Source organism: Corynebacterium sp. ED61, from assembly GCF_015233855.1.
Taxonomy (GTDB): domain Bacteria; phylum Actinomycetota; class Actinomycetes; order Mycobacteriales; family Mycobacteriaceae; genus Corynebacterium; species Corynebacterium dentalis.
On sequence record NZ_JADGIT010000002.1, the window covers coordinates 165281 to 187265 of the forward strand.

22 protein-coding genes and 1 tRNA gene are annotated in these 21985 nt (G+C 59.9%); 10 read left to right on the forward strand and 13 right to left on the reverse strand.

The features are described 5' to 3' along the window. The first annotated feature begins 6 nt into the window (after positions 1-6). On the forward strand, positions 7-1083 hold the full coding sequence (locus IM764_RS02845; RefSeq protein ID WP_194186823.1) for a glycerophosphodiester phosphodiesterase family protein: 1077 nt from the start codon (positions 7-9) through the stop codon (positions 1081-1083). 6 nt (positions 1084-1089) lie between these two features. Here IM764_RS02845 and IM764_RS02850 read toward each other — a convergent pair whose 3' ends face one another. Next, a complete protein-coding gene (locus tag IM764_RS02850; protein ID WP_194186824.1) occupies positions 1090-2307 on the reverse strand; it encodes an HNH endonuclease signature motif containing protein in 1218 nt (405 codons plus the stop codon). Between the two features lie 172 nt (positions 2308-2479). Then, positions 2480-4222: a cation:proton antiporter gene (locus tag IM764_RS02855; protein ID WP_370551521.1), complete on the reverse strand. Its 1743-nt coding sequence runs from the start codon at positions 4220-4222 to the stop codon at positions 2480-2482. Positions 4223-4345: 123 nt separating this feature from the next. Between IM764_RS02855 and IM764_RS02860 the strand changes: the two genes are divergently transcribed. The 4 genes from IM764_RS02860 to IM764_RS02875 all read left to right on the forward strand — a co-directional run bounded on the left by IM764_RS02860 (position 4346) and on the right by IM764_RS02875 (position 7361). Beyond that, complete coding sequence (locus IM764_RS02860) at positions 4346-4537, forward strand: hypothetical protein (RefSeq protein WP_228073270.1); 192 nt, start codon at positions 4346-4348, stop codon at positions 4535-4537. 232 nt (positions 4538-4769) lie between these two features. Next, the gene (locus IM764_RS10330; RefSeq protein WP_228073271.1) at positions 4770-4946 is read left to right on the forward strand and encodes a carboxymuconolactone decarboxylase family protein; all 177 of its coding nucleotides are present in this window, start codon (positions 4770-4772) and stop codon (positions 4944-4946) included. A 384-nt stretch (positions 4947-5330) separates the two neighbouring features. Beyond that, a complete protein-coding gene (locus IM764_RS02870; RefSeq protein ID WP_228073272.1) occupies positions 5331-6830 on the forward strand; it encodes a DNA/RNA helicase domain-containing protein in 1500 nt (499 codons plus the stop codon). A 120-nt stretch (positions 6831-6950) separates the two neighbouring features. Further along, the gene (locus IM764_RS02875; protein WP_194186826.1) at positions 6951-7361 is read left to right on the forward strand and encodes a thioesterase family protein; all 411 of its coding nucleotides are present in this window, start codon (positions 6951-6953) and stop codon (positions 7359-7361) included. A gap of 4 nt (positions 7362-7365) precedes the next feature. Here the strand turns inward: IM764_RS02875 and IM764_RS02880 are convergent, their stop codons facing one another. Next, on the reverse strand, positions 7366-8322 hold the full coding sequence (locus IM764_RS02880; protein WP_194186827.1) for a Sir2 family NAD-dependent protein deacetylase: 957 nt from the start codon (positions 8320-8322) through the stop codon (positions 7366-7368). Positions 8323-8348: 26 nt separating this feature from the next. On the opposite strand from IM764_RS02880, the gene IM764_RS02885 reads away from it, so the two are divergent. The 3 genes from IM764_RS02885 (at position 8349) to IM764_RS02895 (ending at position 10098) form a co-directional block, all read left to right on the forward strand. Next, positions 8349-8942 carry a GNAT family N-acetyltransferase gene (locus tag IM764_RS02885; protein WP_194186828.1) on the forward strand — a complete coding sequence of 198 codons (594 nt, stop codon included), beginning with the start codon at positions 8349-8351 and terminating at the stop codon, positions 8940-8942. A gap of 80 nt (positions 8943-9022) precedes the next feature. After that, positions 9023-9322: a hypothetical protein gene (locus IM764_RS02890; protein WP_194186829.1), complete on the forward strand. Its 300-nt coding sequence runs from the start codon at positions 9023-9025 to the stop codon at positions 9320-9322. Between the two features lie 35 nt (positions 9323-9357). Then, the gene (locus IM764_RS02895; protein WP_194186830.1) at positions 9358-10098 is read left to right on the forward strand and encodes an NAD(P)H-dependent oxidoreductase; all 741 of its coding nucleotides are present in this window, start codon (positions 9358-9360) and stop codon (positions 10096-10098) included. Positions 10099-10341: 243 nt separating this feature from the next. On the opposite strand, the gene IM764_RS02900 is transcribed toward IM764_RS02895, so the two are convergent. From IM764_RS02900 to eno, 6 genes are all read right to left on the reverse strand, one after another. Next, positions 10342-10740, reverse strand: coding sequence for a hypothetical protein (locus IM764_RS02900; RefSeq protein WP_194186831.1), 399 nt, complete (start codon positions 10738-10740; stop codon positions 10342-10344). A gap of 117 nt (positions 10741-10857) precedes the next feature. Beyond that, positions 10858-10931: transfer RNA gene (locus IM764_RS02905), tRNA-Leu, on the reverse strand. Positions 10932-11009: 78 nt separating this feature from the next. Beyond that, entirely contained in the window at positions 11010-11981 is a 972-nt protein-coding gene (locus tag IM764_RS02910; RefSeq protein ID WP_194186832.1) for a Ppx/GppA phosphatase family protein, read from the reverse strand. A 3-nt stretch (positions 11982-11984) separates the two neighbouring features. Beyond that, a complete protein-coding gene (locus tag IM764_RS02915; protein WP_194186833.1) occupies positions 11985-12530 on the reverse strand; it encodes a DUF501 domain-containing protein in 546 nt (181 codons plus the stop codon). Between the two features lie 39 nt (positions 12531-12569). Then, positions 12570-13148, reverse strand: a complete 579-nt coding sequence (locus IM764_RS02920; protein ID WP_099297533.1) for a septum formation initiator family protein — start codon at positions 13146-13148, stop codon at positions 12570-12572. Positions 13149-13190: 42 nt separating this feature from the next. Then, a complete protein-coding gene (gene eno, locus IM764_RS02925) occupies positions 13191-14468 on the reverse strand; it encodes a phosphopyruvate hydratase (protein WP_194186834.1) in 1278 nt (425 codons plus the stop codon). A gap of 278 nt (positions 14469-14746) precedes the next feature. Here eno and IM764_RS02930 point away from each other — a divergent pair, with 278 nt between their 5' ends. Then, positions 14747-14929 carry a hypothetical protein gene (locus IM764_RS02930; RefSeq protein WP_194186835.1) on the forward strand — a complete coding sequence of 61 codons (183 nt, stop codon included), beginning with the start codon at positions 14747-14749 and terminating at the stop codon, positions 14927-14929. 13 nt (positions 14930-14942) lie between these two features. On the opposite strand, the gene IM764_RS02935 is transcribed toward IM764_RS02930, so the two are convergent. Both IM764_RS02935 and IM764_RS02940 read right to left on the reverse strand, forming a co-directional pair. Then, positions 14943-15854: a lytic transglycosylase domain-containing protein gene (locus tag IM764_RS02935; protein ID WP_194186836.1), complete on the reverse strand. Its 912-nt coding sequence runs from the start codon at positions 15852-15854 to the stop codon at positions 14943-14945. Continuing rightward, the gene (locus IM764_RS02940) at positions 15847-16362 is read right to left on the reverse strand and encodes a FeoA domain-containing protein (RefSeq protein WP_194186837.1); all 516 of its coding nucleotides are present in this window, start codon (positions 16360-16362) and stop codon (positions 15847-15849) included. The genes IM764_RS02935 and IM764_RS02940 overlap by 8 nt, the downstream gene beginning before the upstream one ends. Here IM764_RS02940 and IM764_RS10520 point away from each other — a divergent pair. Beyond that, on the forward strand, positions 16361-16798 hold the full coding sequence (locus IM764_RS10520; protein ID WP_370551522.1) for a metal ABC transporter solute-binding protein, Zn/Mn family: 438 nt from the start codon (positions 16361-16363) through the stop codon (positions 16796-16798). The two genes, IM764_RS02940 and IM764_RS10520, sit on opposite strands and share 2 nt — an antisense overlap. Here IM764_RS10520 and IM764_RS02950 read toward each other — a convergent pair. Both IM764_RS02950 and mfd read right to left on the reverse strand, forming a co-directional pair. Next, on the reverse strand, positions 16693-17913 hold the full coding sequence (locus tag IM764_RS02950) for a MazG nucleotide pyrophosphohydrolase domain-containing protein (protein ID WP_194186838.1): 1221 nt from the start codon (positions 17911-17913) through the stop codon (positions 16693-16695). The genes IM764_RS10520 and IM764_RS02950 overlap by 106 nt on opposite strands. Positions 17914-17936: 23 nt before the next feature. Further along, positions 17937-21662: a transcription-repair coupling factor gene (mfd, locus tag IM764_RS02955; protein WP_194186839.1), complete on the reverse strand. Its 3726-nt coding sequence runs from the start codon at positions 21660-21662 to the stop codon at positions 17937-17939. Positions 21663-21985 lie beyond the last annotated feature (323 nt).

Sequence of the window (21985 nt, forward strand, 5' to 3'; positions counted from 1 at the left end):
ACTGCAATGCCCACCGGACTCACCACCACCCCGCGCTCGAGCTGGCTCAAGAAGCTCGCGGTATCCGTCTCCACTTCTGCCCTCGCGCTCGGCTCAGGGGTTATCGTCGCCCCGGCCGCGCACGCCACTGAATCTTCCTTGGGCTCTGCTGGCTCCCTAAACTTCGGCAGCAGCTTGGGTTCCTCCGCTCCAGACTCCACTCCTGCGCACGATTTCGACCTGCAGTCCCACCGCGGCGGCCGCGGCGAGTGGACCGAGGAGTCCGGTCATGCTTTCGAGCAGTCCTTGAAGCTGGACGTCACCACGCTGGAACTGGATATCGTCCTGGCGGAGGACAACACCCCTGTGGTTTGGCACGATCCATCCATCCAGGAAGACAAGTGCTCGGACACCGAACCGGCCACGCCTAACGATCCCGAGTTTCCTTACGTGGGCAAGCTGGTGCACGAGCTGAACTGGGACCAGCTGCAGACCCTGAACTGCGACAAGAAGCTCTCCGGCTTCCCCGATGCCGAGCCCGTCGAGGGAAACAAGTTGCTGCAGCTGCAGGACGTCTTCGACATCGCTGCCGCCGATCCCCAGGTCCGCTTCAACATCGAAACCAAGATCGAAGCCGAAAACCGCGAGGACTCCGCGACTCCCGAGGAGTTCGTGAACACCATCGTGCCCGTGATCCAGCAGAACAACGCCGTGGACCGCTCCGCCATCCAGTCCTTCGATTGGCGCTCGCTTCCGCTGGCTCACCAGGCCGCCCCTGAGCTGGACATCGTTGCGCTTTACGACGAGACCACGTGGAAGGCTAACTCCGTGTGGACCGAGCCGATCAATTACGACGATGTGCACGGCGATGTCGTGGCAGCCGCCGAGCAGCTGGGAGCCAACGTCCTGTCCCCCAACTTCAAGCTGGTCAACCAGCAAAATGTGCAGTGGGCGCACCAGCACGGCATCCAGGTCATCCCGTGGACCGTCAACGAGTCCGATGACATCAACCGCATCATCGACACTGGCGTAGACGGCCTGATCACGGACTACCCCACCCGCGCGACCGAAATCCTGAACAGCCGAGGCATCACGATCGCCTAGCAGGCCTTAAGCGATGCTCCTTTCTCGCGGTTCTTGGTGTTCCCGTCGGTTTTCTTCTCGACGCAATGCTCGCCGCTGCATCGTGCGTTCCTCCCAGCTCTGACGCCACCGACCATCCAACATCCGCTTGCCAGGCCACACGATCGGGCCGTCTGGCAACGTGACCACCACGGATCCGTCGGGGAAGATCCAGTGATCCGCGCCTTGGGCGTCCATGATCACTTTCATCACGCCGTCCGTCTTCCGGTTGTGGCAGGTACGGCAAAGGGTGTGCAAGTTTGCCGGAGTGGTCAAACCTCCCTCGTCGAAGGGGATCCGGTGGTCAATATCGCAGTTGGCGGCAGGTATCGAACATCCAGGTCCGCGACACGTTCCGTCGCGCCCCCGCACGTAGGCGGCCATGGCGGCAGGCACCACGTAGGCATCCACGATCTGCTCTGCAATGCCTTCGCGCAGATCACGGATGCTCGTGACATTCGCGGCCTGACGTGCGGCAGCCTCAGGCGACAGCGGACCGGCACCATCCATGTAGTCCGGATCCGCATTCGCTCCCACATCCGCATTGGAATAGATGTTGAGCACCACGCGAACATCTACCTTCTCGTGCACCAGCTTGATCAGCGCATCCACCAACGAGCAGTCGTGCTTGCGCGCGATGGCCTTCAGAGAATCGTGCACCGTCTTGGCTTCATCAGCCGGCAGGTAGCCCATCATCTTGGCTCCCCCGCCGCTGGTTGGTGTGAACCCCAAACTCCGGCGCGACTCATCCTCATCCCGCTCCGCCGCCTCCGGATCAAGCTCCAACACAATCTTGCGCACCCGATTACGAATCGCCGTCGCCCCCGGCAAATGCTGCCCCTCGTATCGCGGCGTGAGGTAGCGTGTAATCTCCCGGTCCACCGCCTCCAGCGCGTCTTCTTCGACGCCAATCACCGCCCGCTCAATAGCTCGCAACCGCCACAAATCAATGTGCGCCATCTGCTCAATCAACGCCGCCAACTGCGGAAACGAGTGCAACATCAACAGCGCATCAAAGTTCTGCCTCGCCAACGTCTCCGAAGTCCCCAACCTTGATGCAATGCGGCAGGAATGCACCCCCACATCGTCGAGAACAGGATTCGGCAGCACTGAGCGCCAGGCCGCGTAGTCAGCGCGATTAGTGTTCATGTAGTGAATGGATAGTGGATCGTCCGGCGCGCAGGCGTCGAAAAACAACTCCCCCATAACAACCAAGCCCCTCGTGTAAAAGATCGTGTGTAGTGGTGATCAACGAATCGAAACAACGTTCACACATGACTATACGAACGGGCAGGACAACTATTTCGACAACATGTAATGTTTAGAACAGATGTTCGATTAAGTACCCGCCGCTAAACGGTGGATATGGCCCAAAACGCTAGCGCTGCGCCGTCGCTGCAATCAGCATGCGGTCGATGTCCCGAAGAACTTGGTCAACGATCGCGGGGTCCTGCCCCGGCTCGCGTCGTGCGGCCAGCACCGTAGACTGCGCAGCCTCCAGGGCAACCTTCCTAATTTCGGTGGCCTTGACCCGCATTTGCGAGGCATAGGCCATTCGTTCAGAAATTAGTTCGGATACATCCACGTCGACCTCCGCATCGCGCAACAGGGTATCGCCAGTGCCCTCCACGCGTTCCTCAACTAGACGCTCGCAACGGGCGTCCACTGGCTGACCATCCTCATCCAGTGTGATTTCCCCTTCTGCAACCAGCGCCTTTTTCGCCTTTGCCCGGCGAAAAGCCTCAAGAGACGCCGAGGCATCCATGCGCGCATCGGCTTCCTCTGTCAACCAGTGTTCAATCGAGGCCACAAATTGTGGCGACAGGTCATTGGCATGTCGATAGAGTTCCTTTAATGCGGCCCGATGTCCGCGCGCAATCAGTGCCTCCCGAGCCTGATCATTGAGGGCGTCTGGTCCTTGCGTGAGGTCCAGCTTGTTCAGCAGCCACGGCAACGTCATGCCGGGGATCACCATGGTGCACAGCAGCACCATCAGTGCGATAACGGAGACTTCATGCGCATTGGTCAATGCGCCACCAGGGATAGACAGGATCAGCGCCAGGCTCACCAGCCCACGCATGCCACCCCAGGTCAGCACCACTACTTCCTTCATGCGCAGTGGGGCGATGTCCCTGCGCGTCTTGTGCTTGTTGACCTTGTAGAACCCGAACATCCAGCAGAAACGCACGGCAATCAGTACTAGGGACACGATCAACCCCACGTACACGGCGTGCCACAGGTCAGTGCCCACTTCGTGGATCGCATCGCGGACAGTCAGGCCGATCAGTCCAAAGGCCAGACCGGTGAATACCATCTCCACCGTCTCCCAAAATGCCTGGCCGGACAGCCTATCTTCGGCACCGATGTTCAATCGGGAATTCATCTCCACGGCTGCAATAACGATGGCAATCACGCCAGACGCATAAAGTTCTTCGGCAACGATGTACACCGCGAATGGAACAATCCAGCTAAACGCGGTGCGCGCTGTGGTGGAATCCATCATGTTGGACATCTTCGCCGCCCCCAGCCCACCCAACACACCGATCAGCACGGCCACAGCAACGGAAACCACAAAGTCCCACACCCCCTGCGCGATGGACAAATCGCCGCCAGCGAGAAGAGCCACGAGGGCGACGTGAAAAGCGACGATGGAGGCGGCGTCGTTAAAAAGACCTTCCATCTGCAGCGCGGACGTGAGGCGGCGGGGAACCACGGTGGTCTCGGCGACGGCGTCCACAGCCACGGGGTCTGGTGGGGCCAGCGCCGCACCGATGACCACGGCGGCAGCCACGCCCAGGGTGGGGTACATCAGCATCAAGGTGCCGGTCACGGCGGCGATTGTGGCGACGACAAGGAGCACGGACAGGCTGATCACCGTCGAAAGCTGCGAACGGATGACCGCCCAGCTGGTACGTCGCGCGAGTGCCCACAGCAGGGGTGGGAGGAAAATCGGCAGGATCATGTCACTGGGCACGTCCAGGCTGGGGAGCCCTGGCACGAAGATGGCGCCCGCGATCACCACGGTCAGCAAAGTGGGCCACGGTAGACCGAGGCGTTCGCCGATGGCTACCATGACGATGCTGACGAAGATCAGGGCAACGATGCCGATCAGAATTTCCACAAGAACCTACTTCAAAACCCGCGCGACGAGAAGGGAACGGTTTGAGTGTACTTGGGAGCGAGACGGCGATTTCTCGCTATAGGGCTTGCGTTGAAGCGCGCTCGAAGACTTAAAGTTTTCAGCATGGATGACGAGGCACTAATCGACGCTTTGCGGCTCGCTGTGGATCCGCCAGGCGAGGTAAACATCGAAGGACTTCGAGACTTGGCCCGGGACGACGAATCGTGCGCCTGGGACATACGCACTACTGCCGCTCATTTACAGATCAATCCGCATACCCTGCGTTACTACGAACGCATTGGCCTCAACCAGTGACCCTAAATCAGCATGACATTGACTCACCGGAAGATATTGCCCGCCGTCTTCACGGGCAGAAAGTTTTATCTGAGATTGATGGCCACCAAGGAGAGACTGTCATCGATTCACTCACTGACATCTATCCTGCTCTCGGCCACCATGTCGCAGCTTTCGGTTTCGGTAGTATCTACGCCGGCCAGGGCGCGATGCTCGCTCACGGCAATTTGTAACTCTCGGAAACTTTACTGCCTTGGGTGGATGTGAACCACAATTGAAGGTCCACGTTGGTGCAGCACTTAATATAGGAATTAGTAGAGATGAAATCACCCAAACGATCTTGCACGCAGCAGTCTATGCCAGCTTCCCACGAGCACTCAACGCCACCTTCGTGGCTAAGGAAGTCTTTGAAGAACGAGACGACTCCTAGAGTCATTTCTCCGGCCTCATGGCAGGAGTCCGGTCTACGACTAAACTTCCCTAGAGTTGTTAGCAATACGCAGAAACTGGTGTCATGAGCAGACTCACTCCCTACATCCATGAGGTTGAGTATTCAAAAGAAGACCTCAAGCGGCTTAAGACGGAGTTTGCAGAGCGTCAGGACACAAAGGGGAACCGAGAGCATCAAGTTCTGTTCCGCTTCCCCACCGTTTATGTGGTGCATGACCAACCAAAAGTTCGAAATCCTGAGCCGGAGTACTCGGTGTACATCGGAGAGACCTCCAACATTGAGGCACGCACTAGTCAACATCTCACGGTAGATACGAAGTCTCGGGAAGATTGGCTCGGACTAGCCCACTCAGAGACAGCGAAGATGTTCATCATTGGCCATGAGCATTTCAACAAGTCACTAACCCTGGATATCGAAAACAGGTTGATGACCTACATGCTCGGCGTGAACGCCGTAAAGCATCTCAACAATCGGCGAACGAACCAACAGCTGGATTACTACACGCGGGAAGAATTTGACGAAATTTTCACCCACGTGTGGAACGGCCTGCGTTCCAAAAACAAGAAGCTCTTTCCCGCTGAATCAATTGTCCGCGATTCAGCTCTATTTAAAGCGTCTCCATTTCACAAGCTCTCCGAACAACAGCTCCTCGCCAAACAAGAGATTCATAGTGCAATTCAAGAGGCTCTCGCAACCGGTAAGCGCGGGCAACTAATCGTCGTTTCTGGTGACGCTGGCGCCGGTAAGACCGTCTTGCTCAGCAGCTTATTCTTCGAGCTCTTCCAAAATGAAGACAACAAAGACGACCTGTTCGCTTACCAAGACCTCGACGCCTACATGCTCGTCAACCACGATGAGCAAGTCACGATCTACAAAAATATCGCCCGTCGACTCGGCGTATTGGACAAGGAAGAAACGAGGGTAAGCAAGCCAACCAAGTTCATCAATGACAAACCGACGTTCGAAAGTGGCGCTGAAATTGCAGACGTAGTTCTCGTCGACGAGGCTCACCTCCTGTGGACCCAAGGCAAGCAGAGCTACCGTGGCAAGAATCAATTGCTTGACCTCTTAGACAGAGCGCGTGTGGTGGTCGTGGTCTTCGACAAGAGCCAGATCATGGCGGCGAATCAATACTGGGAAGAGCATGAATTCGAAAAGCTCAGAGAACGAGCCGCTGCTTCCATTCATCTGACGAATCAAATGCGGATGGATGCTAAACCGGAGACCGTGCAGTGGGTTCGCGACCTCGTGGACAATGGCGACATCAGCCCCATCCCCGCGGACAAAGAATACGACCTGCGGATTTTTGATGACCCGACCAAGATGTGGGAATCCGTCAAGGCCAAGAGCGACAAGACTGATCAGGGCTTGTCTCGAGTCCTTGCGACCTTTGACTGGGCCTACTCCAGCACTCCCAAAGGGGCGAACGGAGAAACATGGAACGTAGAAGTCGGTGACTTCAAGCTGCCGTGGAACACCGAAACTCGGCTTACAGGATCCGAGAAGCGCAAGGTCAAGGGGCTTTCTTGGGCTGAGCAAGAACACACCATCAATGAGGTTGGATCGACGTTCACTATCCAAGGATCCGATCTCAACTACGCAGGGGTCATCCTAGGGCCTTCGGTGAAGTGGCGAGATGGCAAGGTTGTCGTCGATCCAAAGGCGAGCAAGAACAAGTATGCGACGAACCGGCGCACCCTGGCGGATGGGCGCAAGGTCGTGGTCTCGGATGAGCTGCTGCGAAATGAGATCAATGTGCTTCTCACCCGCGGTGTTCACGGGCTCTACATCTATGCAGTGGATGAGCAACTGCGCGAAGAGTTGCTACGTGCGCAGGAGGTTCGCAACCTCCAAGCTAGGTAGGCACTTCGTCGATTTCCCAAACTGCGCCACACCTCCACCTCACCGGCCTACACTCTAATGAACGGCTCAGCACCACCACCCCACCCACGCTGAGCCACAGTTCACACTAAGGAGACGACCGTGAAGGACTCACTCACCACCGGTATCGAACACACCATGACCTACGTGGTTCCGGGGAATCGGACGGTGCCGAATCTACTGCCCGAGGCGTCGGACTTCACCGCCATGCCCGAGGTGCTTGCGACTGGGTACATGGTTGGCATCATCGAGTGGGCCTGCATGGAAGCCATCCGTGATCACCTCGACGAGGGCGAAATCTCGCTGGGAACGCACGTGAACTTCTCCCACCAAGCGCCCACCGTGCCCGGCGACACCGTCACCATTGAGGTGAAGGTCATAGCCGTAGAAAAGCGGGCAGTGACATTTGAGATCAGCGCTCGGGATTCGTACAACACGATCAGCGTCGGCACGCATCAGCGTGGCGTAATCGGCAAGGAGAAGTTCGAATCTCGGTTGCCGACGGTGAGTTAGCCACTTAAAGCTCCAGCTCATCGAGCAGCGCATCAAACGCGCTGGCCACGTCGGTCCGCCACAGCACGTCCACGCGCGCATCCGCCCGGCCCGGTCCCCCGTTGATCACCACCACGGGCTTGCCGGCGCGCCGAGCGTCCAGCACAAACTTGAAGCCGCTCATCACAGCCAGCGAGGATCCGGCGACGAGGAGGAAGGAGCTGGCGTCGAGAAGAGAAACGGCCTGTCGCCTGCGCGTGGAAGGCACCGACTCACCGAAATACACCACGTCCGGCTTCAACAACGGCGAGCCGCAATGCGCGCAACCTGGCATCACGAAACGGGCGACCACGGACTCGGGCAGGGTGACGTCGCCGTCCGGATTGACCATGGAATCGTCGACGAGGATGGAATCGATGTAGCCAGGGTTGGCGGCCTCGAGTCGGCGGTCGAGTTCGCGTCGGTCTTCCTTGTAGCCGCAGGTCAGGCAGGCTACGGTCGCAAGGTCGCCATGCAGGTCGACGACACTTCTGGCACCCGCACTCGTGTGCAGACCGTCTACGTTTTGGGTGACAACGCCGGTGATGAGCTCTGCTCGCTCCAGCTCCACGAGGGCGAAGTGCGTGCGATTCGGATCCGCCTCGTGCATGGTGCGCCAGCCGACGAAACTACGCGCCCAATAGCGATGAGAAGCCGCAGGATCGTGGCGAAACTCCTGATAGGTCATGGGGCGATGACGCTTGAGCGAACCATGGGGGCCGCGGTAATCAGGGATGCCGGAATCGGTGGACACGCCCGCGCCGGTGAGGACGAGGGCCGGACCCTGGCGGAACAGTTCGGCAGTGCGCTTGAGGGCCTGAGCAGGAGGCGTGGGCTCAGCGGTTTCCGCGACGACGCGCTCGATGGAGCGGATGGCCGCACGGTGAGTCATCTCCACGGCTTTGGTGAAGCGAGGATTGCGGGTGCTGTGGGCGTTCGGCATCAGAGTCCATTGTGCATTATGGAGGTATGAATTCTTCTGCATATACCGCGCCAATTCACCTCGAAGGTGAGCGAGTGACGCTGGAGCCATTGACCGTTGAGCATCACGACGAGCTGGTGGAAGCGGTGAAGGATGGCGAGTTGTGGAAACTCTGGTTTACGCGGGTGCCGTCGCCGGGACAAATGGGCGAAGAGATTGCCACGCGGCTGCGGAGACTGGATGAGGGAACAATGATCCCGCTGGTCTTGCGCTCGGCGCCTACTGGGCAGGTACTTGGGATGACGACGTATTACGACCCGGACGTTGCGAACCGAAACATTGAAATTGGCTACACGTGGATGCGCGCGTCGGTGCAAGGCTCGGGTGTGAATGCAGAAGCCAAGTTGCTCATGCTGCGGCATGCTTTCGAGGTGATTGGATGCGAACGAGTCGAGCTGCGCGCGCATCACATGAATCAGCCTTCACGTCGAGCGATCGAGCGTCTGGGGGCGCACTTGGATGGAGTGCTCAGGCGCCACACCCTGCTGCCGAATGGAACGTGGCGCGATACCTGCGTGTATTCGATCCTGAAATACGAGTGGCCAGCCGTGGAGATGGGGCTGCTGGCGCGGTTGGGGTGAACGCCGATGAACGACCTGAATAGCATTTCGTACCAGCCGATTCTCGAAACAGAGGAAGAGCATGAGGAAACCCAATGAACATGCCTATCAAGGCGATTGCCCGTTTCGTTCTAGGATTCGTCGGAGGGTTCGCGTTCCAATGGCTTACTCAAGGAACTTTCGACTCTATTTTCACCGGACTATTCGGCTCAACAATCTCGTTCTACTTGATCAACGTTGGCATCCCTTTGGTTGCTTTTGGAGCTTTCCTACTCTTTCGGCGCAAAGGGCAACTCATGAGTTGGGGCGCTGCGGGAACAGCGCTAGGTATCTTCACGTTCCAGCTCATCGTGTTCTACCTGATGTGGCTTGTCGCTGGTGCGGGCGACATCTCGCACTAAGACTATCCCCTGAATCACATAGGTAGTGTGGGTGCATGAAGGTTTTCGTTGTCCTCGCTCACCCAGACCCCCAATCTTTCAACGCCGCAATGAAAGAAACAGCAGTTGAGACATTCTCCCAAGCAGGTCATGAAGTACGGGTGACAGATCTCCACGCTGACCATTTCAAGGCCATCAGTGATTCCTCTGAATTTGCTGATGTCATGCAACCTGGCGAGGGCTTGGCACCAGATGTCATGCAACAACGGCAAGCGGAAGCCGAAACAATCCCGGCTGATGTTCGAGAACAATTGGACAACATCGAATGGTGCGACCTACTGGTACTCCAGTTCCCAATCTGGTGGTTCTCAGCACCCGCAATCCTCAAGGGCTGGTTCGAGCGAGTTCTCGTCAAAGGCGTGGCATACGGAGGCGGGCGCAAACACGGCAAGGGAGTGTTCAAAGGCCGCCACGGTCTCATCAGCTGTACCACTGGCACTCCCGCCGAAACTTACGCTCCTGATGGAATCGAAGGCGATATCGAACGGTTGCTGTGGCCGATCAACAACGGCATTTTCCACTATCTCGGCATGACTCCCTACAAGCCCTTCGTCAGCTTCGCTCCACGGTCTCAAGACGATGAAGTACGCGCCAAAGAACTGGAAAAATACTCCAGCTACCTGCAGAATCTTGGACCTGCTTCAGAATTGCCAATGCACGACCAAGAAGACTACGGCGACGATGAACGGCTTCTACCCGATATCACGCCCAAGAGCGGATTTCAGTACCGGAAATAGCTCAATGCGAACCCTCGGTCAAGCTATTGATACTTCTTCGCGACCTCTCGAACCCTCTGGCTGATTTCCATAGTGGACTTGCCCTCTTGTTCACGCTTCACCATAAGCTTGGCGGCTGCGATCTGGCCTCTGGTAGGCGTGCGACGGTTACTAGCGTTGCTTCGGCTCATTGCGTTTGATGTGGTCATCTATCCCACCTCCAAAATGATGTATTGAAAATCAGTATAGCCACAAGCGGAGAGATCAAATAGTGTCCTCCAAGTCGCTGGCAACGACACTCAGAATTGCGTCAATCATGGCCTGCTCTTCGACGGTCAGATCCGGTTCATTATCAAGTGCATCTAGGGTCCGCACTCCGATCAAGACATTCAGATCTGAACCACTAGCAACGTGGTCGGCAGCCCACCTGACACTCTTGATCCACTCTTCTCGGCGCTTCTGCTCTTTCTCATGCATACGGTGTGCTTGGCTTTCCAACCGCAAATGTTCGCGATGGTCGAGATTCCCTTTACGATCGCTAGCTATTTCCGTCTCTCTTCGCTGCTCTTCCCTGTTCAAACGCCGTTCTTGAATGACAAATGTGCATAGTTGAGTGAGTAGAGCTACGCCCAAGGCAAGAACTACAGCTCCCCAAATTGGCATAGTCCCGCCCAATCGAATCCCCTACCTCATTCGAAAACTCTATAAACTTCCCAGTGAAAACTGCCCTAAGGGTTGGACTCCAACGAGCGGATGGAAGTTCCGCCCACCAAAAAAATGTGCCCCCAGTCGGACTCGAACCGACACTGAATGGATTTTAAGTCCACTGCCTCTGCCAATTGGGCTATAGGGGCGTTGATCCTGCATCACCGTGTGCGGCAACCAACAAGTACAACTGCAGTCACCGAAACAAGCAGGCCAGCTACCAGAAACTAGCCGTTCCGGCGCACGACCTCCGCCAGGATCCCGTCTAGAATATCCTTTTCGCTCACGGTGATGAACTTCAGCCCCTGCTCTAGGAACAGCATGGTGAAAACGTCCACCACAATCGCGCCGCCACCAATCACGTCAGCGCGCCCGGGGTGCATTGGCCCCAGTTCCATCCGCTGCTCAGTCGTGCGGGCAAGCAGGTCACGGGCGGTAGCGCGGAAATCTTCCAGCGAATGCTCGGACATGTGATTGCGCTCAGGATCGTACTCGGTCAGCCCAAGAGTCAGAGAGCTCATCGTCGTCATCGTGCCGGCCACACCCACCACGCGATCCACCGCAGACAGATCCACGGCCTCCTGCACATCGCCCATCATCTGCTGCACAAACGCCTCAGCCTCGGCCACCTCCGAAGCAGCAGGTGGCTGAGTGTGCAGGTAGCGCTCCGTCAGCCGCACGCAGCCCATATTCGCGGAATAGGACTCGTTCACAGAGCCAGAGGCCGTGCGCACCACAAACTCCGTGGAGCCGCCGCCCAAGTCGATCACGCACACGCGCTCCTCGTCCCCCAGCGCGCCCAGATCAGTCACCGCCCCGTTGAAGGACAGCTCCGCTTCTCGCTCGCCGGTGATCACCTCGGCACTCAGGCCAGAGCGGATGCGCCCGAGGTGGCGCTTCGAAATCTCAAAGAACTCCTCCCGGTTCGCCGCATCCCTAGTCGCGGACGTGGCGCCCATCATGACGTCCTGCACGCCGAACTCAATCATGCGGTCGGCGTACGTCGACAGCGCCGCATCCACACGCTCCAGCGCCTCGTCGGCGAAGCGACCGGTAGCGTCCACGCCCTGCCCCAGGCGCACGATGATGTTGTCCCGATTCAGTTCATTGAGGCTGCCATCAGGAAAAACCTCAGCGATCAGCAGACGAATCGAATTGGTGCCGCAATCAATCGCGGCGAAGCGTGGCGCAGTGGTCATCGTTTATTCCTCCGTGCTGGCTTTCTCCATGGACGTTCCCAAGCTTTCCGACGCCGGCCAGTCGGCAGGCAAAGCCGTGCCCACCAGCTTGGGGTTATTCTCCGCAGCAAGTGCCACGGCCTCCGTGCCCAAACGCACGCGATCCGGGCCTTCGGCCAGCGCGTAGGCAATCAAGACGTGCAGGCACTTCACCCGGTCCGGCATGCCACCGCCAGAGAAATCCGTGCCCAAGTCCTCCATCGCATTGCGTTCGGCAAGGAAGTGCTCATGCGCTGCCTGGTAATCGGCAGCCAACTCCGCATCTTCCGCCAGGCGAGCCTGCATCGTCTTCATCACGCCGGCGACTTCCAAGCGGGAAGCCTCGGCGGTCAGGCGAGGATCAGTCAAGTAGTACAGCGTGGGAAACGGCGTGCCGTCGTCCAAGCGGGGCAGCGTCTTAACCACTGCGGGCTTTCCATCCGGCGTGCGGTAGGACACCTCCACCGCTCCGCGGGGACGGCGGCCCAGCTGGGTTTCCATGGTGTTGAGATCGGCTTCAGAAACCGCCACGCGGTTCTCCTTAAAAAATTTTCGGGGACTGCTGGCAGGCTATTGGCCAGCAGGAGGTTCTTCCACGGTTGGCAGATCGTTGTTCTGCGCTGGATCGTCCTCAGGCGCTGCAAGTTCCGGTACGGAGATGGAATGCCATAGCTGCTGGTACCACTCGCCGCGCTGCGGCACGTCTTCGTCGGCACCCGGGGTGGATTCCGGCGCGGTGGCGTTGATCTCCGGGCTGATGATGCGGAATGCGGACTCGCCCTTTTCGATCAGCCCCAGGCGCGTGCGGGCCTGCTCGCGGATGTAATCCTCGTTGTTGTAGCGATTGAGCTCGTCCGTGAGCCGCTCTTTTTCCTGCTGCTGTTGCGCAATCTGCGCATTGAGCTCCGCCAGCTCCGCACGCTGCTCAAAGTAGTTGCGCAGCGGCGAGGCGATGGACACAGCCAAGAAAATGACTAGCAACAAAGCAGCGATCAGCACCGCAGGGCTGACCTGGCTGGGAAGTTGGATGAAGCTGCGAGCGATGCGCTTCGGAGCGGCCTGCGCACGCTCGCGCAAGCGTTCCTGGCGCTCGACACTGCGAGCGCGAGGAATGCCTCCGCGGGTTGGTGCGCTATCGGTCTCAGTCATACTCCCTCACACCATACTCGCCGGTGCGCGCAAGCCCAGCTTTTAGGCCTTGAAGCGTGGGAACGCGTCGCGACCTGCGTACTCCGCAGCGTCGCCCAGGATCTGCTCGATGCGCAGCAGCTGGTTGTACTTCGCCACGCGCTCGGAGCGAGCAGGTGCGCCGGTCTTGATCTGACCACAGTTCAGGGCCACGGCCAGGTCGGCGATGGTGACGTCCTCGGTCTCGCCGGAGCGGTGGGACATCATGGTGCGGTAGCCGTTGCGGTGTGCCAGTTCCACGGCGTCGAACGTCTCGGTGAGGGTGCCGATCTGGTTCACCTTCACCAACAGGGCGTTGGCGGCCTTCTTCTCGATGCCCTCGCGGAGACGCTCTGGGTTGGTGACGAAGAAGTCGTCGCCCACGATCTGCACCTTGTCGCCGATTGCGGCGGTGAGGTTGGTGTAGCCCTCCCAGTCGTCTTCCTGCAGTGGGTCCTCGATGGAGACGATGGGGTACTGATCGATGAGGTCGCCGTAGACCTTGGCCATCTCCTCGGCGGTGTGCTCTCCGCCTTCGAAGTGGTACTTGCCGTCCTTGTAGAACTCAGAGGATGCAACGTCCAGCGCCAGTGCCACGTCGGTGCCCAGCTCGTAGCCTGCAGCCTTGACTGCCTCCACGATCAGGTCCAGTGCAGCCTTGGTGGAGTCCACGGACGGTGCGAAGCCGCCCTCGTCGCCCAGGCCGGTAGACAGTCCCTTGTCTTTGATGACCTTCTTCAGGGAGTGGTAGACCTCGGTGCCCACGCGCAGTGCTTCGTGGAAGGTCTCTGCGCCGATTGGGGCAATCATGAATTCCTGCACGTCCACGCCGGAATCTGCGTGTGCGCCACCGTTGAGGATGTTCATCATTGGCACAGGAAGGACGTGACCGTTCGGGCCGCCGACGTAGCGGAACAGTGGCAGGCCTGCGGATTCAGCGGCGGCGTGAGCCACGGCCATGGAGACACCCAGGATGGCGTTGGCGCCCAGGCGGGACTTGTTATCGGTGCCGTCCAGAGCGATCATCGCGTTGTCGATCAGGCGCTGGTCGTCAGCTTCGAGGCCCACGAGCTCGTCGTCGATCTCGTCGAGGATGTTGGCGACAGCCTCCTGCACGCCCTTGCCTAGGTAGCGATCATCTTCGTCGCGCAGTTCGTGTGCTTCGTGCACGCCGGTGGATGCGCCGGAGGGAACGGCTGCGCGGCCGATCGAGCCGTCGTCCAAGCCGACCTCAACCTCGACGGTGGGGTTACCACGGGAATCGAGAATTTCGCGGGCGATGATCTGCATAATTTCGGCCATGTGTGAAGCCTCCTCAGGCTCGTGACGTTGTTGGGCACAGCAAAACTGCGCCGTGCGGTCTGCCCCTATTGTTCCATTAAATCTTTGTTGGATGCGCCGAGTTTGCCCCCGTTGCGGGGTCTCTTTTTCTTTCCGACGCCAACCCTCCCCTAATTCGATCCGTCTCTCCAGTCTCATTTTTTCCAATAATCACTTGCGTAACACTTAGAAAGCTTTAAGATTCTCTGAGTCCTCTAGCTTCCCTCCCCCGACTTCGCCGGAGCTCGAAAGGCCCTGACATGACTTCCAGCTCCACCTTCTCCCGCGTGGCTAAGCGCGCTTCTGCCGTGGCTGCGGCCGCCCTCCTCGCGACCGGCGTGGCAGCCCCTGCCGCTCAGGCGCAGGACCTCGGCACGCTGCTGCAGGGCCGGGGCACTGCCAACAACCTGAGCGATCAGGCGCTGGCCGGCACCCAGCGCTAATCTCCCTTAACCGCTAAACCCCTTCCGGCGGCTGATTGAGCCCGTAGTTAGCCGCCGCATCGCGCACCTTTAGGACGTACTCGTCGCTCAAGTTGTAGGAGCGGATCGCGCGCGTCCATCCTTCCGGCGTTCCCATGTCGCGCTCGTAGTCGCACAGCAGGCGCACGGCAGATGCGGCCGCGTCGTCGATATTCTGCGGTGACGATTGTCCGTCGCCGTTGGCGTCCACGCCGTAGCGCTGCCAGGATTCCGGAATGAACTGCAGCGGCCCCATGGCACGGTCAAACTCGCTATCGCCATCCATCTCACCGTTGTCCGTGTCCTCCACGGTGGCGAACTGGCCGCCATTGAGCTGCGGGCCGAGGATCGGCGGAACGGCATAGCCGTTGTCGTCGAGCTTGGAGACACCGTATTTCACACCGTCATAGGTGCCGTGCACGGTCTCTACGTAACCCAGCCCGGCCAGCGTGTTCCACGTGATTCCGCACTCGGGACGCGATTCCCGGGCGATGACCTCGGCGTTGCCGTAGGCGATCAGCGCTTGGACGGGAATGCCCGTGGCCTCGGAAATTGGGGTGGCCCAGTCCATCAGCTGCAGGGCGGTACGCCCAGCGGTGTGGATGTTGATTGACGGCGCAGGTTCCGCCGCCGCTGGGGGCACGTCGTCCGGCACCTGGATGCGATCCTCGTTGGAGTCATTGACCGCGGCCATGCCGGAAATAATGAAGCCCACCATCGCGATAACCAGCAACAACGCGGCGATTACCGCGAAAACTCCGCAGCCGCTGAGCAGGCCAGCGCGCCGGCGCTCACCAACTGGCTTTGCTGGAGGCTGCGCCCGATGGCGCGAGGGCTGGCGCTTTGGCGCAGGCAGATCGCTCACTTTCTTGCGCGGCGATTGCCGATGAGTACCACGCTCAGGCATTGTCTACCTCCCTGCACAGCACCGCACCCAGCGACCCAACCGGCAGTTGCACATGCTCTCCCTTCATTGCGGAATCAGCGTGCTCCGCAGATACGTCCACAAACAGCAGATCCGCAAGCTCTGGATACGGCCTCGGCAATACCTCGACGGTGACTCCCAGGAGCAGTCCGCGGGTGGTCAGATAGCGCAGCAAGGCGGGATCGCGATCGCTGATGCGGTCGATGATGAAATGGTCGCCGAGCTTGGCGTCGGCCAAAGAAAACACTTCGGGAACGGTGACCATGCCACGCGCATCTGGAATCGGGTCCCCGTGCGGATCGCGGGTCGGGGTGTGCTCCACGAGACCTTTGGCGGCCAGGCGCTTGATGGCCTCGGACGTGGTGGAGGTGCGCTGGCCGAGACGCTCCGCGATGCGCCCGAGGGTCGCGGAGCCGTCGCCCCATTCCTGCAGGTCAAAAATGGCCTTCAGGTGATCCTGAGACTTATCGGGCAATTCTGTGACGTGCATGCGTGAAAGTGTACGGGACAACATCATCAACGCGCTGGCCCGTCTACAGCGGGAGTTCACAGCGACATTCCGTAGCAACGGCGAGCACTACAAGCAACCGCTCGAGGAGGTAGATCGCCAGCTCAACGAGGGCCTGTCCTCCCTGTCGAAGAACAAGCGCACGCTCGTGACCTGCGAGGGAGCCTTTTCCTACCTGACCCGTGAGGCGCACATGCCTGCTGAGCTATTACCTGGATATCTCCAGTGGCGGCACGATCGTCAGCGTACAGTCCGCGATCTTCGCTGCTGCGTTCCTATTTACCCCGCGGGAGGGGCTGGTCACGCGTCAGTTTATCCGCGCTGGGGCTTGAGCGAGGCGCGGAAGTTCGCTACCGCATCGCTCAGGCGGCGGTCGGCCTCGCCGGGCTTATCCATCTCCAAGCCGACCATCGGGTAGCGCACGTCCATGGGGATGTCCGCATCCTTGTAGCCCAGCTCGCGGGCTTCCACGATGACCAGCTCCGCATCCTCCAACACCGAGGCGCCGCGAGGTGTCGCTGGAGTGCTGGCGGTTGCGGGCTGCGCTGGGGCTGCGGGTGCTGCGGCTGGGCTGGCGGCAGCTTCGTGGGAATCTCGCGCGGCTTGGTCCTTGAGGCCAACCAGCTTGCTGTAGTCCTCACCGAGGTTCTTCTTACGCTCGGCGCGCTCGGATTCCTTGCCCTCTGCCCACAGGCGGTCTTGCTCGTTCTTCGGCACCTGTCGCTCCACGGACTCGAACAGGTAGGGCGCCCGCGAACGCAGCTTCGCCACAAAAGCACCAGCCACGTGTCCGATATCGAAAGCGCCCCGACGGTTCGCAATCTCCGCGTGGAACAGAACCTGCAGCAGTACGTCCGAGAGCTCCTTGCACAGCTCTTGCTCCAGCCACTGCGGCGTCTCTTCTGCATCACCCATGGCCTGGACGATCTGCGCCAGTTCTTCGGTTTCTTCGCGCAGGTACGGCAGCAAGGACTGGTGGGTCATCTCCTGCTCCCACTCCCCTTGGCGCAGCGCCCGGGCCATCAGCGCCACGGCGTCTTCGATTTCGTCCATGACGGAGGCGGGTACTTCGGTGCGTGTGGTTCGACGCAAACCTGCCACCGCAACGGTGTGTTCATCAGTACCAACGATTTCCCCGTCAACCACTTGGCCGCCGGAGTGCTCGATCTTTTCTTCGGGCTTGCCGAACTCGCCTTTGATGGCGCTTTCACTGGGCATGCCGGGCTGTGCGGACTCCGCAGACGCAGGAGACGAGGTGCCTTCCAGCTGGCGCTGTGGTTCCATCTCCACCATCAAAGAAGGTGCTGTGATCAGCTCGGATCCGGAGTCCAGGAGCTTTTGCACATCGGGGTTGGTGATATCCGTGGTGACGAGCACGTCGGACTCGTCGACGGTGTGGCCGCCCAGATCAGCGATGATCCAACGGACGCGCACGGGCACTTCCTCGGTGTAGGAAACGTCGCTGGAAAGCAGCGCGACGGCATCAACCGGGATCATCGCGGGGAAACGGGGATCGAGCAAAACCACAGACATGGTTAATAATCCTACCTGCCTCTTTAACGCACTACTTCAGGTTGACCCCTCATATCGCGTTCTGGGAGTCCCGCGATGGATGTCAGGGCGTTGGCACACCACTGCACCATGTCCTCATCTCGCAGGGGCACGGCCCGCATTCCGGAGCCTTCCTTCGGCGCGGGAATCAGCACAACCTTGGTGGTCGCGCGGTAATTCGCGGCGGGGAATAGACGCTTGAGACGCACCTGTCCCGAGTCCGGCAGCTCGATGGGGCTGAAGCTGATCTTGGTGCCAGCTTGGACCACTTCTCCCACGTGCAGATCGCGGCACAGCATGCGCAGACGGGACACAGATGCCAGGCGAGTGACCTCCACGGGCGGCTCGCCGTAGCGGTCGCGGAGCTCCTCGAGCACCTTGAGTACGTCGTCTTCGGTCTGCACTTCCGCGAACTTTCGGTAGGCCTCCAAACGCAGACGTTCGGAAGCCACGTACTCCGGCGGTATGTGCGCATCCACAGGCAGGTCCACGCGGATTTCCTTCTTCTCCTCTTCGCGCCCGTCCACGGGTTGACCATCGGCCATCGCACGGAAGGCTTCCACTGCCTCGCCCACCAGGCGAACGTAGAGATCGAAGCCCACTCCGGAGATGTGTCCGGACTGTTCGCCGCCCAGCACATTGCCGGCGCCGCGCATCTCCAGGTCCTTCATTGCCACGGCCATGCCCGCGCCCAGATCATTGTTCGCCGCGATGGTGCTCAGGCGGTCGTAGGACGTTTCCGTGAGCACCTCGCCCTTGGGGTACAGGAAGTACGCGTAGCCGCGATCGCGGGAACGTCCCACTCGGCCACGCAGCTGGTGCAGCTGCGACAGACCCATGTGGTGGGCGTTTTCCACGATCAGCGTGTTCGCATTCGAGATATCCAGCCCGGTTTCCACGATCGTCGTACACACCAGCACGTCGAATTCTCGGTCCCAGAATCCCTTGACCGTGGTCTCCAGCTGCTCCTCGGACATCTGACCGTGCGCCACCACTACGCGCGCCTCGGGCACGGACTCGCGGATTTCCATGGCCGTCTTCTCAATGTCGCGCACGCGGTTGTGCACGTAAAACACCTGGCCGTCGCGCAGCAGCTCGCGCCTAATCGCTGCTGCCACGTGCTTCTTTTCCTGCGGCCCCACGTAGGTCAGCACGGGGTGACGATCCTCGGGCGGGGTGAGAATCGTCGACATCTCGCGGATACCCGCCATCGACATCTCCAGCGTGCGCGGGATCGGTGTGGCGGACATGGTGAGCACGTCAACGTGCGTGCGCAGCGCCTTGATGTGTTCCTTGTGTTCGACGCCAAAGCGTTGTTCTTCGTCCACCACGATCAGCCCGAGATCTTTCCACTGCACACCGGTTTGCAGCAGCCGGTGGGTGCCCACCACGATGTCGACCGTGCCATCGGCCATGCCCTTGAGCACTTCCTTGGATTCCTTTGCGCTGGTGAAGCGGGATAGCTCGCGGATGGTCGTGGGGAAATCCTGCATGCGCTCACGGAAGGTCGCCAGGTGCTGCTGGGCCAGCAGCGTGGTGGGTACCAAGATGGCCACCTGCTTTCCGGACTGCACGGCCTTGAAAGCTGCACGCACAGCCACCTCTGTCTTGCCGTAGCCCACGTCGCCGATGATCACGCGGTCCATCGGCACGGCCTTTTCCATGTCCGTCTTCACAGCCTCGATGGCAGAGAACTGATCCTCGGTTTCCGTGAATGGGAAGGCCTCTTCCATCTCTCGCTGCCATGGGCTATCCGGGGCGAATGCGAAACCCGGTGCGGCTTGGCGCTTGGCGTAGAGCTCCACCAACTCTGCGGCGATCTCACGAACCGCACCGCGGGCTTTGCGCTTGGCGTTTTTCCAGTCCGCACCACCCATTTTGGACAGCGAGGGCTTCTCTCCACCGACATAGCGGCTGAGCATGTCCAGCTGATCCATCGGCACAAACAGCTGATCGTTCGGCCCGCCGCGCTTGGACGGAGCGTATTCCAGCACGAGGTACTCGCGGCGCGAGGCATCCGCGCCGCGTCCGATGGTGCGCTCGGTCATCTTGATGAAACGGCCAATGCCGTGGGAATCGTGGACCACCAAGTCCCCTGGCTCCAAGGCCAAAGGATCCACTCGATTGCGCTTCTTGGCGGGCTTGCGTTTACCCGTCGCCGCCGCGTCCACGCGGTTACCCGTCAGGTCCGTCTCAGTGAGGAACAGCAGTGGTTCAAGCTTGGCATCTCCGGCAAACGGGAACTCGATGCCCGCAAAGGCCGTGGCGTGATAGATGCTGACGTTTGCAGCAGGCGGCTCATCCGTGGTGGAGAGCTTGGAGGGCTTGATGCGTCCCAGCCCGCGCTGTCCCTGCAGATCCACGCCGATCGCTTCGGCGTGGATACCCGCTTCCTGCATGCGACGAAGCATGCGGCCGGCAACTGCTGGCGTCGGGGCGGCAAAGGCCACCCGACCACCAGCCTCAACGCGCCGACGAATGTCCGTCATCAGGGTGCCGATGGCGTCCAGATCGCCGTGCGGGGCGGGAGCAGCTTTATAAGAAAGCTCGAGCACGTCGGCGGAGAAGCCTGCGTCGGCATCAGACATTCCCATCGGCGATAGCGTCCACCACGGACGGTCACCTTGAGAGGTGCGCACGTCATCGACCTCGAGGTAGGCCACGCCCTGCATCGGCGCGGTGCCACCCATGGCAGCCGTGTCCCAGCCCGCTTCCATGAACTGCTGCCCGGTCTCAATGAGGTCCTGGGCGCGACGGTAGACGGTGGCAGGGGCCGTGATCAGCGTGTGAGCGTTGTTCGGCATGAGTTCGGGCAGCGTCACCATGGTGCCCCCGTGGAGCAGGGGGATCAGCGATTCCATACCGGGCGCGGCGATCTTCTGGCTGATCTTGTCCAGCAGGTCTGCGAGTTCCGGGTTTCCTGCCCGCTCGACGACAAGCTCGCTGGCCTTTTTCGCTACCTCATCTGTCAGCAGCAACTCTCGGCAGGGGAAGACTTCCACCGCGCGCTCGATCTGGCCGGGGATGGTGCGCTGGTCACCGACGGAGAACGCGCGGACTTCGCTGATCTCGTCTCCCCAGAACTCCACACGCACGGGGAAATCTTCGGTGGCGGGGAAAATATCGACGATGCCACCACGCACCGCAAAGTGCCCGCGCTTTCCCACCACGTCGACGTGGGAGTAGCCAAGCAGAACGAGGCGTTCCTGCAACTTCTCAAAGTCCAGTTCTTCGCCCTCGATAAGGCGGACAGGCTCAATCTTGCCGAGCCGATCCTGGATGGGGTGAACCAGCGAACGAGCAGGGGCGACGACAACTCGCAGCGGCGGCTGCGTGGGGCTCGATTCCTGCGGTTGTTGAAGCAGCTGGAGCCGACGCAACACCCGCATACGCTGGGACACCGTCTCCACGCCCGGCGAGAGCCGCTCGTGCGGAAGCGTCTCCCATGCTGGGAACACTTCTACGACATCGCCCAACATGTGCCTGAGCACGGCAGCGACGTCCTGTGCCTGACGACCGGAGGCCGTGACCATCAACACCGGCGCGTGCTGCGCCATCGTTCCCGCGACGAATGGCCACACGCCTTCTAGAGCCTGCATGTGCAGGCTCTTTTCTCCAATGTGCGTGACTACTCCCCGCAGCTTGGAATCCCGCGCGGCCGCGCGCAGAACCCCCGCCAAGCTGGGCTGTGACGAGGACAAGGATGCGGAAGTTGGTGCACTGGAGCTCATGGGTACTTAGTGTAACGAGCCGCGAGACAACGTCTCCGGACAGCGGTGGTTGCTCGCAATGCCTGCACGAATCGGCTCGCCCAGTAGCCGGGTTTCAATCTGCGAACCCGCCTGATGTATTCTGTGCTCTGCGCGTCTACAGCGCGCGTTCTCCCATGGTGTAATCGGCAACACTACGGTTTTTGGTACCGTCATTCTAGGTTCGAGTCCTGGTGGGAGAGCTTTTTTTATGGCTTGGTTGCCATGGTTTTTCCGTCGCGCTTTCTTCTAATGGGGACGAAGAAGTAGACGATATCTTTGACGAGAAAGGCGATCCTCAGAGA

Bases quoted from the DNA above. Each gene is read 5' to 3' on its own strand.
- IM764_RS02845 (WP_194186823.1), top strand. From the start codon at position 7: ATGCCCACCGGACTCACCACCACCCCGCGCTCGAGCTGGCTCAAGAAG.
- IM764_RS02850 (WP_194186824.1), bottom strand. From the start codon at position 2,307: ATGGGGGAGTTGTTTTTCGACGCCTGCGCGCCGGACGATCCACTATCC.
- IM764_RS02860 (WP_228073270.1), top strand. From the start codon at position 4,346: ATGGATGACGAGGCACTAATCGACGCTTTGCGGCTCGCTGTGGATCCG.
- IM764_RS02870 (WP_228073272.1), top strand. From the start codon at position 5,331: ATGTTCATCATTGGCCATGAGCATTTCAACAAGTCACTAACCCTGGAT.
- IM764_RS02880 (WP_194186827.1), bottom strand. From the start codon at position 8,322: ATGCCGAACGCCCACAGCACCCGCAATCCTCGCTTCACCAAAGCCGTG.
- IM764_RS02885 (WP_194186828.1), top strand. From the start codon at position 8,349: ATGAATTCTTCTGCATATACCGCGCCAATTCACCTCGAAGGTGAGCGA.
- IM764_RS02890 (WP_194186829.1), top strand. From the start codon at position 9,023: ATGCCTATCAAGGCGATTGCCCGTTTCGTTCTAGGATTCGTCGGAGGG.
- IM764_RS02895 (WP_194186830.1), top strand. From the start codon at position 9,358: ATGAAGGTTTTCGTTGTCCTCGCTCACCCAGACCCCCAATCTTTCAAC.
- IM764_RS02900 (WP_194186831.1), bottom strand. From the start codon at position 10,740: ATGCCAATTTGGGGAGCTGTAGTTCTTGCCTTGGGCGTAGCTCTACTC.
- IM764_RS02910 (WP_194186832.1), bottom strand. From the start codon at position 11,981: ATGACCACTGCGCCACGCTTCGCCGCGATTGATTGCGGCACCAATTCG.
- IM764_RS02920 (WP_099297533.1), bottom strand. From the start codon at position 13,148: ATGACTGAGACCGATAGCGCACCAACCCGCGGAGGCATTCCTCGCGCT.
- eno (WP_194186834.1), bottom strand. From the start codon at position 14,468: ATGGCCGAAATTATGCAGATCATCGCCCGCGAAATTCTCGATTCCCGT.
- IM764_RS02930 (WP_194186835.1), top strand. From the start codon at position 14,747: ATGACTTCCAGCTCCACCTTCTCCCGCGTGGCTAAGCGCGCTTCTGCC.
- IM764_RS02935 (WP_194186836.1), bottom strand. From the start codon at position 15,854: ATGCCTGAGCGTGGTACTCATCGGCAATCGCCGCGCAAGAAAGTGAGC.
- IM764_RS10520 (WP_370551522.1), top strand. From the start codon at position 16,361: ATGCGTGAAAGTGTACGGGACAACATCATCAACGCGCTGGCCCGTCTA.
- IM764_RS02940 (WP_194186837.1), bottom strand. From the start codon at position 16,362: ATGCACGTCACAGAATTGCCCGATAAGTCTCAGGATCACCTGAAGGCC.
- IM764_RS02950 (WP_194186838.1), bottom strand. From the start codon at position 17,913: ATGTCTGTGGTTTTGCTCGATCCCCGTTTCCCCGCGATGATCCCGGTT.
- mfd (WP_194186839.1), bottom strand. From the start codon at position 21,662: ATGAGCTCCAGTGCACCAACTTCCGCATCCTTGTCCTCGTCACAGCCC.